The organism is Aminobacter sp. MET-1 (genome assembly GCF_026521175.1).
Classification (GTDB): domain Bacteria; phylum Pseudomonadota; class Alphaproteobacteria; order Rhizobiales; family Rhizobiaceae; genus Aminobacter.
Genome location: NZ_JAMSHL010000006.1, coordinates 36,655 through 53,200 on the forward strand (window position 1 = coordinate 36,655; position 16,546 = coordinate 53,200).

General features: G+C 63.2%; 16 protein-coding genes. 6 read left to right on the forward strand and 10 right to left on the reverse strand.

Features of this window, described 5'->3' with window-relative positions:
- Positions 1–32 precede the first annotated feature (32 nt).
- The 7 genes from NDO48_RS10610 to NDO48_RS10640 form a co-directional block, all read right to left on the reverse strand.
- On the reverse strand, positions 33–749 hold the full coding sequence (locus NDO48_RS10610; protein ID WP_018427129.1) for a ribonuclease T2 family protein: 717 nt from the start codon (positions 747–749) through the stop codon (positions 33–35).
- An 18-nt stretch (positions 750–767) separates the two neighbouring features.
- Entirely contained in the window at positions 768–1,208 is a 441-nt protein-coding gene (locus NDO48_RS10615; protein ID WP_018427128.1) for a hypothetical protein, read from the reverse strand.
- A 53-nt stretch (positions 1,209–1,261) separates the two neighbouring features.
- The gene (locus NDO48_RS10620; protein WP_018427127.1) at positions 1,262–2,116 is read right to left on the reverse strand and encodes a 23S rRNA (adenine(2030)-N(6))-methyltransferase RlmJ; all 855 of its coding nucleotides are present in this window, start codon (positions 2,114–2,116) and stop codon (positions 1,262–1,264) included.
- Positions 2,113–2,655, reverse strand: coding sequence for a hypothetical protein (locus NDO48_RS10625; protein ID WP_018427126.1), 543 nt, complete (start codon positions 2,653–2,655; stop codon positions 2,113–2,115). Before NDO48_RS10625 ends, NDO48_RS10620 begins: the two co-directional genes overlap by 4 nt.
- Positions 2,656–2,795: 140 nt before the next feature.
- A complete protein-coding gene (locus NDO48_RS10630; RefSeq protein WP_018427124.1) occupies positions 2,796–3,410 on the reverse strand; it encodes a hypothetical protein in 615 nt (204 codons plus the stop codon).
- 188 nt (positions 3,411–3,598) lie between these two features.
- Complete coding sequence (locus NDO48_RS10635) at positions 3,599–4,048, reverse strand: DNA polymerase III subunit chi (protein ID WP_018427123.1); 450 nt, start codon at positions 4,046–4,048, stop codon at positions 3,599–3,601.
- Positions 4,049–4,137: 89 nt separating this feature from the next.
- Positions 4,138–5,634, reverse strand: a complete 1,497-nt coding sequence (locus NDO48_RS10640; RefSeq protein WP_018427122.1) for a leucyl aminopeptidase — start codon at positions 5,632–5,634, stop codon at positions 4,138–4,140.
- 314 nt (positions 5,635–5,948) lie between these two features.
- Between NDO48_RS10640 and lptF the strand changes: the two genes are divergently transcribed.
- From lptF to rsmA, 6 genes are all read left to right on the forward strand, one after another.
- Positions 5,949–7,151 (forward strand): LPS export ABC transporter permease LptF, encoded by a 1,203-nt coding sequence (gene lptF / locus NDO48_RS10645; protein ID WP_018427121.1) that lies wholly within the window; start codon positions 5,949–5,951, stop codon positions 7,149–7,151.
- The gene (gene lptG, locus NDO48_RS10650; protein ID WP_026227011.1) at positions 7,148–8,236 is read left to right on the forward strand and encodes an LPS export ABC transporter permease LptG; all 1,089 of its coding nucleotides are present in this window, start codon (positions 7,148–7,150) and stop codon (positions 8,234–8,236) included. The genes lptF and lptG overlap by 4 nt, the downstream gene beginning before the upstream one ends.
- Before the next feature lie 12 nt (positions 8,237–8,248).
- On the forward strand, positions 8,249–10,630 hold the full coding sequence (locus tag NDO48_RS10655) for an LPS-assembly protein LptD (RefSeq protein WP_018427119.1): 2,382 nt from the start codon (positions 8,249–8,251) through the stop codon (positions 10,628–10,630).
- 119 nt (positions 10,631–10,749) lie between these two features.
- Entirely contained in the window at positions 10,750–11,682 is a 933-nt protein-coding gene (locus NDO48_RS10660; protein WP_018427118.1) for a peptidylprolyl isomerase, read from the forward strand.
- Between the two features lie 2 nt (positions 11,683–11,684).
- Entirely contained in the window at positions 11,685–12,707 is a 1,023-nt protein-coding gene (gene pdxA, locus NDO48_RS10665; RefSeq protein ID WP_267321451.1) for a 4-hydroxythreonine-4-phosphate dehydrogenase PdxA, read from the forward strand.
- Entirely contained in the window at positions 12,704–13,531 is an 828-nt protein-coding gene (rsmA, locus tag NDO48_RS10670; protein WP_018427116.1) for a 16S rRNA (adenine(1518)-N(6)/adenine(1519)-N(6))-dimethyltransferase RsmA, read from the forward strand. The genes pdxA and rsmA overlap by 4 nt, the downstream gene beginning before the upstream one ends.
- Positions 13,532–13,661: 130 nt before the next feature.
- Here rsmA and gmk read toward each other — a convergent pair whose 3' ends face one another.
- From gmk to mltG, 3 genes are read right to left on the reverse strand one after another with little or no spacing between them, the layout of a single operon-like run.
- Positions 13,662–14,315, reverse strand: coding sequence for a guanylate kinase (gene gmk, locus NDO48_RS10675; protein ID WP_018427115.1), 654 nt, complete (start codon positions 14,313–14,315; stop codon positions 13,662–13,664).
- A 3-nt stretch (positions 14,316–14,318) separates the two neighbouring features.
- Entirely contained in the window at positions 14,319–15,209 is an 891-nt protein-coding gene (locus tag NDO48_RS10680) for a YicC/YloC family endoribonuclease (RefSeq protein WP_267321452.1), read from the reverse strand.
- Positions 15,210–15,242: 33 nt separating this feature from the next.
- Positions 15,243–16,451: an endolytic transglycosylase MltG gene (mltG, locus tag NDO48_RS10685; protein WP_018427113.1), complete on the reverse strand. Its 1,209-nt coding sequence runs from the start codon at positions 16,449–16,451 to the stop codon at positions 15,243–15,245.
- Between the last annotated feature and the right edge of the window lie 95 nt (positions 16,452–16,546).

Consider the following 16,546-nt stretch of genomic DNA (forward strand, 5'->3'; position numbering starts at 1 on the left):
GTGCCGCAAGGGCAACGCGCGAACAGCAAGAATCAGCCGCCACGCACCGGCGGCATCACCACCTTGTCGAGCCGGCAGGCACGCCGATCGACTTCAGGACAGGCACGGAAATCGAGATCCTTGGTCATGCAGATTCGGACGTCGCGGAGATAGCGGCGGTCACAGGTCACCGCGATATCCTCTGCGCTCATGCTGGGATTCGACTGAAGGAAGGCGCGCTCGGCCTGACCAGGCGCCAAGGTCTGGTAGTTGTCCAGGCGGCGGAATTGGGCGGGAATCTCGATCTTTTCGCGAGCGGCCCGCAACACTTTGAAATAGTCGTCCTGGCTCAGCCCCGAACAGGTGCCGTGCGTGCGCCATTCGTGGCGGATCAAGCCGGCTGATGGCATCAGGTCGTAGAGCCCGCGCAGCGTGGCGCTTGACACATCGCTGTTGCCGGTCTGGCAGTCCGAAGGATAGCCACGCTCGAATTGCGGCCACAGGCCATGCACAACGAAGGCATAGGGCCGGCCAGCGCGGCATTGCTGGCCGTTGGCCTGCTCGCCCTCCGCTTCGCAGTAGCTCGGCGACCACGACAGCGACAGCACATAAAAATCGAAGCCCTGCCCGCGCGGAACTGCGGCTGCCTGCTGCGTCGCGGGTCCAGCAGACTTGTCAGCCGCGGGCCTCTCCTGCTCGGCAGGAGCACAGGCACAAAGCGCGGAAAAGGCCGCGCCGACGAGCGCGACCTGGAGCATCCTGCGGATCATGACGAAATCCGGCCAACCTCAGCGCAGGACGCGGCAGCGGCCGTCATAGACGTTCCAGCGATCGAAGCCGGACACGCAGAACTCGACATTGTTGCCGATCGAAGCAAAGCCCATGCCCTCTTCGACCAGATACCAGATGTCGCGATCATGTCCGTCAGACAGGGTCACCTTGGCGCCGCAATAGGTGCGGCCGATAGGGTGGTTTTCGTCGGCAGCTTCATAGCGATGCTCGTGGATGCGCTGGAAATCGGTGATGGCCACCTGCGGCAGATTCGGCACGTGGCGAACCTGGTGAGCAAAGCGGCTGGTGATGCGGTTGAGCACCGACGCGTTGCTGCACAAACCGGAATCGGCGGCATAGCTGCCGGAAAGGTCGGCTGCCTGGGCGGAGCCCGCACCAAGGGCGATGGCGCCAAGGCTGGTCGTTGCGGCAAGGAAGATGCTGGCGATGCGACTCATGGTTTCCACTCCGAAGCTGCTGCAACTCAGTTTGCGGCGTCGCCGCGTCGCGGTCAAGAAGCCTCGCCGGCCAGCCATTCGACAGACCATCGCGCCCCCTTCTGCTCGGCAAGCACCTTGGCCAGCGCCGGCAGCATGGTGCGCAACTCGGCCTCAAGCTGGAACGGCGGATTGACCACCACCATGCCAGTGCCATCAAGCCTCGGCTCCGGAGAAGGTGGGCGGATGTAAAACTCGATGTCCATGATCTTGGGAATGCCGGCACCTGCCAGTGCCTCGCGAAAGGCGGCAACCGCCTTGCGATCCTTGACCGGATACCACAGCGCGAAGACGCCGCCAGGCCAACGCTTGTGGGCCCTGGCCAGACCATCGACAAGGCGGTTGAACTCGCCTTCCTTCTCGAACGGCGGATCGACCAGCACCAGCCCACGCTTTTCCTTCGGCGGTAGATGCGCGCCGAGTGCGAGCCAGCCGTCGAGTTCGATCACCTTCGTCTGGAAATCGCCCTCGAACTGGGCAGCCAGCGTTTGCGCATCCTCAGGATGCAGCTCGATTGCCGAGAGGCGGTCCTGCTTGCGAAGCAGATGACGGGCGATCACAGGCGAACCAGGATAGCTTGAAATGCCGCCCTCGGGGTTCTGCGCCCTAACAGCATCGAGATAAGGTTCCAGCAGTTCAACGGCGTCTGCGGGCAGCTTTGTCTCGACCAGTCGGCCGATTCCGTCGTGCCACTCACCCGTCTTCTGCGCTTCTTCGGAGCCAAGGTCATAGAGGCCGATGCCGGCATGGGTGTCGATGACGCGAAACGCCTTGTCCTTGCGCTTCAGGTATTCGACCAGCCGGGCCAGCACCGCGTGCTTGACCACGTCAGCAAAGTTCCCGGCATGATAGGCGTGGCGATAATTCATGTCTTGTCCGCATTCCTGCCCCAGCGCTTCGCCGGTGGCTTTGTCCTTGTCGTCCGATCGTGTCCGCGCGCCATGGAAACCGCGACACCGGCAAGGCCGGCGGCAACCAGGAAGAAGCCCGGCAGATGGGCCCGTTGGTCAACTTCCATCACCCCGCCACGCAAAACGACATCGACGCTCCTGACACCAATTCCGCTTATGCCCGGCTGGCCGATCTCGAAACTGTAGATGCCCGGCTCCACCGTGCGGATCAAGCCGGCAATGTTCCGATGCATCGGGTCGATGGTCTCGGGATTGCGCTCGCTGATTGCCACGTCCCGCAGTTTCAGCGTTTCGCTGAACACCACTTCGCCGCGTGTCGAGGCAACGACAGAAATGACCAATGGCACAGATCTCTGAGCTATAGGCTCGACCGCAACCACGTCCACCATCACCCGAACAGGCGCGTCCGTATCTGCCAAAATGGCAGCGGCGGCAGGGAACTTGCCGTCATCATAGATACGGTAGATGCCGATCTCGCGGCCACTGAGATTCTTCACCGCCCAAGGGTAGGCGTAAATCGCCCTACCCCCACGACCATGGCGATGACGGACAGAAACCTCAGGATTGCCGAGATGTCGTCCTCTTCCTCATTTTCGGACATGCGCTCCCCACTCGCAACGCCGCAAAATGCAAAAAACTATGTCTTGTCTGCTCCCCTGCCCCAGCGCGGCGCCGGGGGCTGCGAGCTCGGGTTCTCCGGATTGCGCTTGCGGCGCAAAGACAGCACCAGACCTATGAAGCCCACAGCCATGAGCGAAAAACCGGTCGGTTGCGCTCGGGGGTCGGGTTCGCCGGCGCCGGAGCGCAGGATAAGGTCGACGCGCTGAATCTGGACGTTGTCATTATCGCCCTGTGCCACCACGAAACGATAGCTGCCCGCCTTCACCTCGCGGATCAGGCCGGCATCGTCGCGGAACACCGGATCGGGCAGTTGCGGACTGCGCTCGCGCGGGGTCGTGTCATAGAAGTTCAGCGCCTGGGCCAGCACAGTCTCCCCACCTGTCGAAGCCGTCATCGACAGGATCGCCCGCGCCGGCTGGACGACAGGCGGCGCCAATGTGGTCAGATCGACCAGCACACGCACCGGCGCATCGGTCGTTGCCAAGGCCACGTCCACCGGACGGAAGCTGCCGCCCCGATCATAGACGCGGTAGGTCCCGATCTCGTTGCCGGAGAAATTGGTGGCTGCCCAAGGATAAATGATTCCGAGGCCAGTGCCCGCAAGCAGGATGAGTAGAAACAGGGACCGCATGGCGCTCGATGCTCTGGAGGTCGCGGCGAAGCGCAACCGAAGACAGGGAATAAGCCCTACTACGGCTTTTGCCCCGCATCGGGAAGTGGAGCGCTGTCTTTGCCCACTATTTCACGCTGCATCTTGTCTGGTGGCCGCCTCGGCCTGCGAGGTCGCCTGCATCCGTCCCGCCAGGCTCGTTGTGCCCCTTAGGCCTTGCGTTCCCATCGCTTGTCGGCGGTTTGCTGCCAATAGGTCACAGCGTGGCCGGCGACCTTCATCGTCTTCCAGTGCTGGCGTGCGTCTTCGAGCTGTAGCGCGTCGTGTCCGTCGAACAGGAACACGGCACGTTGATAGGGGCTGAGGTCGGGCGGCGAAGCACCATCGACCATGAAGCGGATTTCGGCGGCGTTCGGGTTGCCCTCGCCAACAGTCAGGATGACGGGCTGATCGGGCGCATGAGGCTCACGGTCGCTGCCATGGGCTAGAAACGACTCCTCGCGGAAGGTCCACAGATGCACGTCGAGCGCATCGCGCCGCTCTTCCGAGCCCACCTGCACCACTGCTTTCCAGCCGCGCTGCAGGCTGCGCTCGAGCAGGCTCGGCAGGGCATCCTCGAGCGTCGATTCGGTCAAATGATAGAAAAGGACTTCGGCCATAGGGCAATGCTATGCCCCAATTCAGAGCGCGGGTGAAGCTTCGGGCGGCAGCCGCTTGGAACTTGGCTATGGCTGCCGCCTGTCAGGCCTTATGCTTCGTAGTGGTCGCGCACCAGCCTGTCGAGCAGGCGCACGCCATAGCCGGAGCCCCAGGACTGGTTGATCTCGTTGGTCGGCGAGCCCATGGCAGTGCCGGCAATGTCGAGATGCGCCCAGGGCGTTTCCTTGACGAAGCGCTGCAGGAACTGCGCGGCCGTGATCGAGCCGCCGTAACGACCGCCGATGTTCTTCATGTCGGCATTCTTCGAATCGATCAGCTTGTCGTAATCCGAGCCCAGAGGCATGCGCCACAGCTTTTCCTGTGTCGCGGTACCGGAGGCGGTCAGCCGGGTTGCCAGCTCGTCATTGTTGGAGAACAAACCGGCGTGCTGCTGGCCGAGCGCCACCATGATGGCACCTGTGAGCGTCGCCAGATTGACCATGAACTTCGGCTCGAAGCGCTGGTTGCAGTACCAGAGCGCATCGGCGAGCACGAGACGGCCTTCGGCGTCGGTGTTCAGCACCTCAATGGTCTGCCCCGACATCGAGGTGACGATGTCGCCCGGACGCTGGGCGTTGCCGTCGACCATGTTTTCGACGAGGCCGATGATGCCAACGACATTGGCCTTGGCCTTGCGGGCGGCAAGTGCATGCATCAGGCCGGTGACGGCGGCAGCACCGCCCATGTCGCCCTTCATGTCCTCCATGCCGGCTGCAGGCTTGATCGACACGCCACCCGAATCGAAGACCACGCCCTTGCCGACGAAGGCGACGGGCTTATCCTTGGCCTTGCCGCCGTTCCACTGCATCACAGCGAGGCGCGGCGGACGCACCGACCCCTGGGCAACGCCGAGCAGCGCGCCCATGCCGAGCTTCTTCATTTCCTTCTCGGTCAGTATCTCGACCTTGACACCAAGCTTTTCGAGTTCCTTGGCCTGGGCGGCGAACTCGACCGGGCCGAGCACGTTGGCCGGCTCGTTGACCAGGTCACGTGCGAGCACCACGCCGCCGACCACCGCCTCGGCATCGGCAAATGCCTTCTTGGCAGCTACCGGATCGGCGCAATGGATGGTGATCTTGGCAGGCTTCTTGTCGTCGGCCTTGCCGTCGCCATTGTCCTTCTTCGTCTTGTATTTGTCGAAATTATACGTCCGGAGCAGGATGCCGGCGGCGAAACCGGCGGCAGCGGCGCCATCGACGGCGACATCCGCGATATCGAGGATCACGGCCACCTCGGTTGCCTTGCGCAACTGGCCGGCAACCGTGCCGCCGAGCTTCAGCCAGGAATATTCGTCGAGCGACGCAGCCTTACCGGCGCCGACGGCAACCAGCCTGTCGACGGCAGTCCCCTCGGGCGCCAGCACCTCGACGACGGCGCCGAACTTGCCGGTGAAATCGGCGACCGGGAAGGCGCGATCAAGCGTCTTGGCCGGATCGCAGGTGCGCGCTGCATCGCTCAAGCCACCATCTTCGGCGGAGAAGACGAACACGCTGCCCTTTTTCGGCACACCTGCCTTGGCGAAACTGATCGACGGCTTGGAAGTCATGATGCCCTGCTTTCGGATGTCATTCAGATTGTGCGCGACATTTGGTCGTTTTCGACTTTTTGGCAAGCCTCCCGTCATCCAGGCTCACTATAGGTAAAGACGAAATGTCGCTGGCGACCTTGCATTAACCATCTCTCTTCGGCCTTTCTTAGCCAATAGGTTCGAGAGTCGGGTCGGCGGAAACATGGCGTTGAAACGATGCCGGCCTGGGGGCGCTGGTTGTGCCGGCAAGCCTGGGACTATAGCTTAGAGACACTGGCCAGACGCGATCGTGTCGACCAGCCAAGTCGGAAACACGGAATCCTGATCATCCAATGAAGGTCGTAGAGCGCTACATCCTGCGTCGTGCGTTCGCGGTGTTCATTGCGGCGCTGACCTGGACTTTGGCGATCGTCTGGACCACCCAGGTGCTGGGCCGCATCGACCTCGTCACCGACAGCGGCCAGTCGGCGTTGACCTTCTTCGAGGTAGCAGCGCTGATCTTGCCGACCATCATCCCCATAGTCGTGCCTTTCGCCGTCATCATCGCGGTCGCGCAGACGCTCAGCACCATGAACGGCGATTCCGAACTGGTGGTGATCAATGCGGCCGGCGCCTCGCGCATGACAGTGATCCGGCCGATCCTCATCCTGGCCATCGGCGCCAGCCTGTTCTCCTTCGTCATCGACAATGTAGCAGACCCGATGGCACGCCAGCGCAACCGCGAACTTGTCGCGACGTCACGCGCCGATCTCCTGTCGCTGATCATCCAGGAAGGCTCGTTCCGCAAGGTCGACGAAGGCCTGTTCGTGCAGGTCGGCGAGCGCCTGCCGGATGGTGGCCTGGGCCGTATCTTCGTCGCCGATTCGCGCGAGAAGAATGTCGACCTGATCTACTATGCCAAGTCGGGTGCCTTCATTAAGCGCGACAACAAGCAGATGCTCGTCATGGAAAATGGCGTCATCCACCGCAAGGCACCAGCCGGTGAGGTCTCGGTCATCAGCTTCGATTCCTACGCCTTCGACCTCAGCGAATTCAGCTCCGCCGCACAGGAAGTAACTATGCGGCCGAAAGACCGCGGCACGCTCTATCTTATGAACCCGCCCGCCAACGACAAGGTTTACCAGCGCAATCCCGACGCCTTCAAAGCGGAACTCGATCGGCGCTTCACCGAGTGGCTATACCCGATCACATTCGCACTGATCGCGCTCGCGGTTGCGGGCGACGCCCGTTCGCACCGCGACGCCCGCATCCATCCGCTGATCACCACCATCGGCATCGCGCTGTTCTTCCGCTGGCTTGGGTTCTTCGCCGACAGCAAGGCTGAAACCGTGCCGTGGCTGGGCTTTGCCGTCTACGGCGTGCCGATCGGCGCCTCGCTGTTGGCGATCTGGTTCATTCGCAACAACAAATCGATGGAACTGCCCGTCGCCACCGCCGACTGGATCGCGTCGCGGTTCGCGCGCTTCAGCGACGCCATGACAGCCTTGCGCCTTCGCCTCTGGGGCGGCGGCGCATCCGGCCAGGGAGCCGCGTGATGGGCTGGACACTCGGCCGTTATTTCTTCTTCCGCTACGTCGTCATCACGACGTGGTTCTTCGTCGGCATCTTCGCGCTGATCTTCATCATCGACGTCACCGAATTCTCGAGCAATGTCGGCGGCCTGCCGGGCTTCAAGTTCAGCATCGCGCTCACCGTATCGGCGTTGCGCGTGCCGATGATCATGCAGCAGACGGTGCCTTTCGTGGCGCTGTTCGGCGCCATGGCGACGCTGATCTCGCTCAACCGGCGCTACGAACTGGTGATAGCCCGCGCCGCCGGCATCTCGGCCTGGCAGTTCCTGCTGCCTTGCTGCGCCGGCGCGTTGTTCTTCGGCCTCGTCACCGTCGGCATCCTTAACCCGATCGCAGCCTACGGCTTCTCGCATTCGGAAAACCTCGAATCGGAGCTGCGCTCGCGCCAGTCCAATTCGGTCTCGGCCTTCTCGGCGCCGTGGCTGCGTCAGAAGACGAAGGACGAGGAAGTCATCATCGGCGCCCGTGCGGTTCTCAACCAGGGCCTTGAACTGTCCGACGCCGTGTTCTTCATTTTCGACAATGACGGCAACATGGTCGGCCGCAAGGATGCGCGGCGTGCCTATCTGCGCGACGGCTACTGGGAGTTGGTGGACGTCCGGAGCATGAAGGGCGGTGAGAATTTCGTCGCTGAACCGACAGACCGGGTGCCTACCAATCTCAAACCGGAATTCGTCCAGGAGCGGCTGGCGCGCCCGGAAACGATCCCGTTCTTCCAGTTGCCCGCCAAGATCGAGGTGGCTCGTTCGTTCGGCCTTCGCGCCAATGCCTTCGCCATGCAGTTCCACTCGCTCGTCGCCCTGCCCTTCCTGCTGGTGGCAATGACACTCATTGCTGCAACAGTGTCGATGCGATTTGCGAGGATGGGGCAGTCGGCAACGATGATTCTGGGTGGCGTCGTCGCTGGCTTTCTGCTTTATGTCGTTTCGGTTCTGGTCAAAGCATTCGGCAATGCTGGATTCGTGCCGACCTATATTGCGGCCTGGCTTCCAGTCGTCGTAGCAATGTTTTTCGGGGTAACTTTCCTGCTCTACAGGGAGGACGGTTAGGTGAGGGGCGTAATGGCCAGCCAAAAGACGGCCCAAATCAGGGCCCGCCTGTTTGCTGCGACTGCGCTCGCATGCCTTTTTGCGTTCGCTGTTCCGCCGAGCACGCCGGTTGCCGCCCAGACGATCGCCGACCTTGCGCCTGACGTGCCCGAAGGCTCGCAGATGCTGCTCGAGGCGGACACGCTCGTCTATGACAACGACGCCAACACGGTCACCGCCGTCGGCGGCGTGCAGATCGACTATGCGGACAACCGCCTGGTCGCCCAGCGCGTCACCTATGACCGCAAGACCTCGCGGCTGGTCGCCAGCGGCAACGTCGAAATCCTGAATGCCGACGGCACCAAGATCTTCTCGCAAGAGATCGACATCACCGATGACTTCGCCAACGGCTTCGTCAACGCGCTGCGTCTCGAAACCGTCGACAAGACCTATTTCGCAGCCGAAAGCGCCAAGCGCGAAGGCGGCGTGCTGACGACGTTCAACAACGGCGTCTACACCGCTTGCGAACCCTGTGAGGACAAGCCCGACAAAGCGCCGATCTGGCGTATCAAGGCACAGAAAATCATCTGGAACGGCCAGAAGAAGACCGTGCGCTTCGAGAATTCGAATTTCGAATTCTTCGGCTTCCCGATTGCCTTCTTGCCGTCGTTCGAAATCGCGGACCCCACGGTCAAGCGCAAGAGCGGCTTCCTGATGCCGAGCGTCGGCTACAACAACAAGCTCGGCTACAGCCTCGGCATCCCCTACTATCTGGCGCTTTCGCCGACCTACGATCTCACGGTCAAAGGCACCGGCTACACCCGCCAGGGTTTCCTCGCCGAGGCCGAATGGCGCCAGCGCTTCAATAACGGCGAATACAGCCTGAAGATCGCGGGCATCAACCAGCAAAATCCCGACCGGTTCGACGCCAACACTGTCGATTCGGGCCCAGCGGGCGATCCGAACAAGCTGCGCGGCATGGTCGGCACCAAAGGGCACTTCGACCTCAACCCGCGCTGGGCCTTCGGCTGGGATATTCTTGCCCAGTCGGACAAGAATTTCTCACGCACCTATGGGATCGACGGCTTCAACGACTCCACCCATCGTTCCGAGGTCTATTTGACCGGTCTAAGCGACCGCAACTACTTTGACCTGCGCGCCATGCGCTTCCAGGTCCAGGAGGACGCGCTCGACAGCGATCCGCTGGCGCGCGCCGACAAGCAGCCCTGGGTGCTGCCGTCGCTCGACTATGCCTATATCCCCGACATGCCTGTCGCCGGCGGTGAACTGTCGTTCGACGTCAACGCACGCGTCATCCAGCGCTCGGGACTGGACACAACCGTATTCGACCCGGCTTTGACACCCACTGTGCATGGGCTTGAGGGCAACTCCGGTCGGCTGACAGCAGAGGCCGAGTGGAAGCGCACCATCATCACAGACGGCGGTTTGCTGGTCACCCCTTTGATGGCGTTCCGCGCCGACGGTAGCTATCTCAACGCCTCCAATGCATCGGTCGACGCGATCAACAACATGGCCGGCGACCTCGGCGTTGCAGCGGACGTCCGTTCGTCGCTGTTCCGCTACATGGCGACGCTGGGTCTTGAGCTGCGCTGGCCAGTGCTGTTCTCGTCGACCAGTTCGACGCATGTGCTCGAGCCGATGGCGCAGGTCTTTGCGCGTCCGAACGAGGGCGACATCGGGCGCCTCGGCATCCCCAACGAGGATGCCCAGAGTTTCGTCTTCGATGCGACGTCGCTGTTCGAGCGTGACAAGTTCTCGGGCTACGACCGTATGGAAGGCGGCACGCGCGCCAATCTCGGCCTGCGCTACACCGGCAACTTCAACAATGGCTGGACCACCAATGCAATCGTTGGCCAGTCCTACCAGCTCGCCGGTGAAAACTCGTTTGCCGCACCCGATCTGGTCAATGCCGGCGCCTATTCCGGTCTCGAGAGCGACACTTCGGATTACGTGGCGCTCGTCGGCATCGCCAGCCCCAACGGCTTCTCGGCATCGGCCAGCGGTCGCTTCGACGAACAGACGTTCGCGGTCCGTCGCGCCGAGCTGAAGGCTGGCCTCGACGCCCGTCCGATCGCGGTGTCGGCGAAATACGCCTTCATCGAGTCGCAGCCTCTTTACGGTTTTGCCAACGACCGCCACGAAGTGACGTTGGGCGCCACTGCACGCTTCAACGACGAGTGGCGCGTGTTTGGATCGGGCACCTACGACATCCAGGGCGACCTGATGGTCAAGAACGGTGTCGGCTTCGCCTATGACGACGAGTGCTTCACCTATATGATGACCTACGTCGAGAGCCGCGAGCACGCCAAGCCGAACGACGTTTCACGCACCGTGGGCTTCAACATCTCGTTCCGCACGCTCGGCGATTTCGGCTCGGCGAAGGATACCTTCTAGGGGCGAACGTAGACCTGCCGGGGGCGGCCTGACATCGTTTTGCCGTATAACGCGGCCAATGACGGGGCAATATGCATCCGGGCATGGCTCGGATCTGGGGTTTGAACGGGACTTTTTCGATGCGAAAGTACTTCTTATCGGCAGGCTTCGCGCTGCTCGTGGCGGCAACGTCTGTTTCGACGACCGTCTATGCGCCGCCGGCCTTCGCCAGCGAGATCAAGTACATCGTCAACGATGTGCCGGTCACCAGCTACGACATCCAGCGTCGCGCCGCCTTTCTCAAGCTGCAGAAGCGCAAGGGAAATGCTGGCGAGGAGATGATCGACCAGACGCTCCGCCAAGCGGAAATGAAGCGGCTCGGCATCCGCATCTCCGACAAGCAGGTCGACGACGCCTATGCCCGCTTTGCCGGCTCCAACAAGCTCAAGCCCGAGCAGATGAACCAGATTCTGGCTCAGGCCGGTGTGACGGCGGCCCACTTCAAGGAATACATCCGCACGCAGATCGGCTGGAACCAGGCGCTCAGTGCGCGCTTCCGCTCCGAAGCGGGTGGTGGTGGAACCAGCGAGCAGGACGCCGTGCGTCGCATGCTGCAGCAGGGCGGCGCCAAGCCTTCGGCCACCGAATATATGCTGCAGCAGGTGATCTTCGTGGTGCCGGCATCCGAGCGCGGCTCGATCGCCAAGCGCAAGCGCGAGGCCGACGCGATGCGTGGCCGCTTCAACGGCTGCGAACAGACGCGTGAATTCTCCAAAGGCCTGCTCGACGTCACCGTGCGCGATCTCGGCCGTGTGCTCGCGCCGCAGCTGCCGCCCGAATGGGCCGAAGACATCAAGAAGCTCAAGGCTGGCGGCGTGACGCCAGCTCGCGAGACCGAGCGCGGCGTCGAGTTCATCGGCGTATGCAGCGCCCGTGAAGTCTCCGACGACAAGGTCGCGCAGATGGTCTTCCAGGCCGAAGGTGCCGGCAAGGAAGGCAACGAAAAGGCCGAAGAGCTCAGCAAGAAATATCTCGCCGAACTGCGGGCCAAGGCCCGCATCGTCAACCGCTAGCCGTGGGTGCCCCCGGCGCCCCACTGGCGCTGACCATTGGCGATCCCTCAGGCATCGGCCCGGAAATCGCAGTCTCCGCGTGGCGACTGCGGCAGGCTGCCGACGTTCCCGCGTTCTACCTGCTTGGCGACCCGGCGCTTGTTGCTGCGCGCGCGGCCAAACTCGGCCTCGAGCTTAAGATCACAGAAACCGACCCAGCCAACGCCGCCGCTCATTTTGCATCGGCCCTGCCGATCGTACCCTTGGCCGCAAGGCTCGTCGACGCACCCGGCCAGCCCGACAAGCAGAATGCAGGCGGGATCATCGAGGCCATCGACCGCGCCGTCGCCGATACGTTCGAGGGTCGCGCCGCCGCCGTCGTCACCTGCCCCATCGCCAAGAAGCCGCTCTACGATGCCGGCTTCCGCTTTCCCGGCCACACCGAATATCTGGCCTACCTCGCCTCCCAAAGGCTCGGCCACCCCGTCACGCCGGTGATGATGCTTGCCGGTCCAGACCTGCGTGCCGTGCCGGTCACCATCCACATTGCCCTGGCCGACGTGCCAAAGGCGCTGACGACAGAGGCGATTGTCGAAACGAGCCGCATCACCGCCCACGATCTCCGTCTGCGTTTCGGCATCGCCAATCCGCGCATCGCGATCTCGGGCCTCAATCCGCATGCCGGCGAAGGTGGAGCCATGGGCCACGAGGACGAGCGCGTCGTGCGCCCAGCCGTCGACGCGTTGCAGGCGGAAGCTATCGACGTCTTCGGCCCCCTGCCCGCCGACACCATGTTCCATGCCCGCGCCCGCGCCGGCTATGATGCCGCAATCTGCATGTATCACGATCAGGCCCTTATCCCCGCCAAAGCCTTGGCCTTCGACGAGACCGTCAATGTCACGCTCGGCTTGCCCTTCATCCGCACGTCGCCCGATCACGGCACTGCCTTCGACATTGCCGGCAAGGGCATCGCCAGGTCCGACAGCCTGATCGCTGCGCTCAAGCTGGCCCGACAACTCGCCGACGTAGAGGGTGGCCAGGCATGAGCACCAGCATCGACGGCCTGCCGCCGCTCCGCGACGTCATCGAGCGCCACGGCCTGCAGGCCAAGAAGGCGCTCGGGCAGAACTTCCTGCTCGACCTCAATCTCACAAGCAAGGTTGCGCGCGCCGCCGGCGACCTGACCGGCGTCACCGTCATCGAGGTCGGCCCCGGCCCGGGTGGCCTGACACGGGCCCTGCTCATGAATGGCGCTGAGCGCGTGATCGCCATCGAACGCGACGAGCGCACCATGGCTGCGCTGGCTGAGGTTGCCGCACACTATCCTGGGCGGCTGGAGGTCATTTCCGGCGATGCGCTCAAGACCGACTTCACCGCACTTGCCTCGGGCCCGGTCAAGATAGTTGCCAACCTGCCCTACAATATCGGTACGGAACTTCTGGTCCGCTGGCTGACGGTGGAGGCGTGGCCACCCTTCTATCAGTCGCTGACGCTGATGTTCCAGCGCGAGGTCGCAGAGCGGATCGTGGCGAAACCCACAAGTTCGGCCTATGGCCGCCTCGGCGTACTGGCCGGCTGGCGTACGGAGGCAAGGATCGCCTTCGACGTGCCGCCGCAAGCCTTTACCCCGCCGCCCAAGGTGACCTCGTCTGTGGTTCATCTGGTGCCGCGCGCGGAGCCGCTGGCTATCGATGTGAAGGTTCTCGGCCGCGTCACCGAGGCGGCCTTCGGCCAGCGCCGCAAGATGCTGCGCCAGAGCCTGAAGAGCATGGGCGGCGAACGGGTCTTGGAAATTGCTGGTATCGACCCCACCCGCCGAGCCGAGACGCTGAGCATCGAGGAATTCGTGGCCCTGGCCAAGGCGGTCTGACGCTGCTTCTCCGCTTTGCGAGAGACGGTGGGCGAGCGCAATGAGCTTGGATGATGAGGGTTACAGCCTGACGGCCACCCCTCATCCGTCGCCCTGGCGACACCTCCCACAAGGGCAGAAGGCAAAAAGATCAGACCTTTTCGTCGAGCAGCTTCGAGACGAAATCGAACAGGCCCGGCCGACGGTCGCGACGCAGCCGCTCGGCGGCCACGATCGCCCGCACTTCGGCAAAGGCACGGTCGAGGTCTTCGTTGACCACGACATAGTCGTATTCGCCCCAGTGCTCGATCTCGTCGCGGGCATTCTTGAGCCGCGTCTCGATCACCGCATCCTGATCCTCGGCACGACGCTTGAGGCGGGCCTTCAGTTCGCCCATGGAGGGCGGGAGGATGAAGATCGAGACGATGTCGCCGCGCATCTTTTCCTTGAGCTGCTTGGCGCCCTGCCAGTCGATGTCGAACAGCATGTCACGGCCCTGCGACATGGCCAACTCGACCGGCTCGCGCGGCGTGGCGTAGAAATTGCCATGCACTTCGGCCCATTCGAGCAGGGCGTCGTTGTCGCGCAACAGCTCGAACTCGCGCTTCGAGGTAAAGTGATAGTGTGCACCGTCGATCTCGCTGCCGCGGCGCGGACGGGTGGTCACGCTCACCGACAGCTTCAGCTCCGGATCGGTCTCGATCAGGTTGCGCGAGATGGTCGACTTGCCGGCGCCCGACGGCGACGACAGCACCAGCATCAGTCCGCGACGCTTGATGGTGTTGGAAAGGTTTTCGGCGCTCATGCGCTACTCCAGATTCTGAACCTGCTCGCGGAATTGGTCGACCACGGCCTTGAGCTCCAGCCCGATGGCGGTCACTGCGGCGGCGTTCGACTTCGAACATAGGGTATTCGATTCGCGGTTGAATTCCTGCGCGAGAAAATCGAGCTTGCGGCCAACAGCCCCGCCGCCGGCGAGCAGCGCGCGCGCCGATGCGACATGGGTCTTCAGCCGGTCAATCTCCTCGCGGATGTCAGCCTTGGTGGCAAGGAAGGCGGCTTCCATGTTGAGCCGCGCCTCGTCGAGCGCCGGTGCCGCATCGAGCAGCAATTGCACCTGTTCGGCAATCCGCTGGCGGATCTGCCCCGGCTCGCGCGATGGGTCAGCCTCGGCCTTCAGCGTCAGCGCCTCGATAGCCGCGATATGCCCCAGCAGCAGGCTGCGCAGCGCCTCGCCCTCGTCCTGGCGGGCCTCGACCAGGCCGGCAAGCCCGGCCTCGAGACAATTCATGATCGCAGCGTCGATCGCCGCCCGCTGCTCCTCGGTCTCGACAGCCTCGGGCATATCGAAGACGCCGCGCAGGGCCAGCAGGCCATCAGCGGTCGCTGGGGCCGCGCTATACTGCTCGACCAAGCGGTTGGCGAGATTGGCGACATCCTTGAGGAAAACTTCGTTGATGACGGGCTGCACCATGCCGGCACTGCTGCGGCTGACCGTCAGCGTCGCTTGCACATTGCCGCGGGTGAAGCGCTTCTGGACGGCCTGGCGGACAGGCTGCTCAAGCCGGTCGAAGCCTTGCGGCAGGCGCAGGCGCACCTCGACGCTCTTGCCGTTGACCGACTTCACTTCCCAGGCGATGGCTGTGCCATCATGCTCCGCCGCGGTGCGGGCGAAGCCGGTCATGCTCTGCAAATTCATCTGGCCCGCCTGTCCCTTGCGTCGGCTCGCGCCTTACTTCTTCTTGACGGAATTCGTGGTCGTGGCGTCGTTCTTGGCCGGATCGGGCTGATCTGCCGCCTTCTCGTCCTCGACGACCTTGCGCTGAAAGGCACGCCAGCGGGCAACGTTTTCGTTGTGCTCGTCCAGCGTCGCGGCAAAGACGTGGCCGCCGGTGCCGTCGGCAACGAAGTACAGGTCCTTGGTCTTCGACGGGTTGGCGACCGCCTCCAGCGATGCCTTGCCCGGGTTGGCGATCGGCGTCGGCGGCAGGCCCTTGATCGTGTAGGTGTTGTACGGCGTCGGCTTGTCGATGTCGGAGCGGAAGATCGGCCGGTCGGCCGGTTTGCCCTTGCCGCCGAAGATACCGTAGATGATCGTCGGATCGGACTGCAGGCGCATGCCCTTGTTCAGCCGGTTGATGAACACGGCAGCAACGCGCGAGCGCTCATCACCCCGGGCGGTTTCCTTTTCGACGATCGAAGCCAGCGTCACGAACTCGTTGATATCGGCCAGCGGCAGGTCTGGCGCGCGCCGCGCCCAGATGCTGTCGACCAGCTCTTTCTGGTCAGCCAGCATCTTGTTGACGATCTGTTGGCGGCTGGCGCCGCGGGTAAAGCGCTGGGTGTCGGCGATCAGCGAGCCTTCGGCAGGGATATCCTTGGGCATATCGCCGCTCAGGGCCTCCTGCTCGGCGATACGCTGCCAGGCCTGCTCGACCGTCAGCCCTTCCGGGATGGTCAGCGAATACTGCACCGACTTGCCGCTCTTCAGCAGATCCATGATGTCGAGCATCGAAGCGCCGGCCTCGATCTCGTATTCGCCGGCCTTCAGCGCGCCGTCATTGCCATAGGCACGCACGCCCAGGCGGAAGATGCGGGCGTCGCTGACGAGGCCGCGTCGCTCGAGCTGGTCGGCAATATCGGCCACGCCAGTGCTCGGCTTGACCAGGAAGGTGCTGGGCGCCGTCGAGGGGCCCTGGCCGGTGAATTCCTGCTTGCCGAAATAGAGTGCGGCACCACTGGCGAGGATCACCAGCACGGCGGCCGACATCATGAAATTCAGGAAGACGACAAACTGGTTGCGCGAGGCGCGCGAACGCTTCGAGGGCGGCGGTGTGCCGGCTTCGGGCCGCAGCGCTTCCTGTGCGGTTTTCGGAACGATCGGGCTTGCCTGCGCTGCGCGCTGAGCCCCATCCCCCTGCCCTGGCGTATTCATGCTCATTTTGCCTCGCCACTCTCTTTTGCGTCGAATCCCCGCCGGGAGACTAGGCGCGAATGTGGCAGAAATCACGGCAGAGGCCCCGCTCGGAGGCCCCT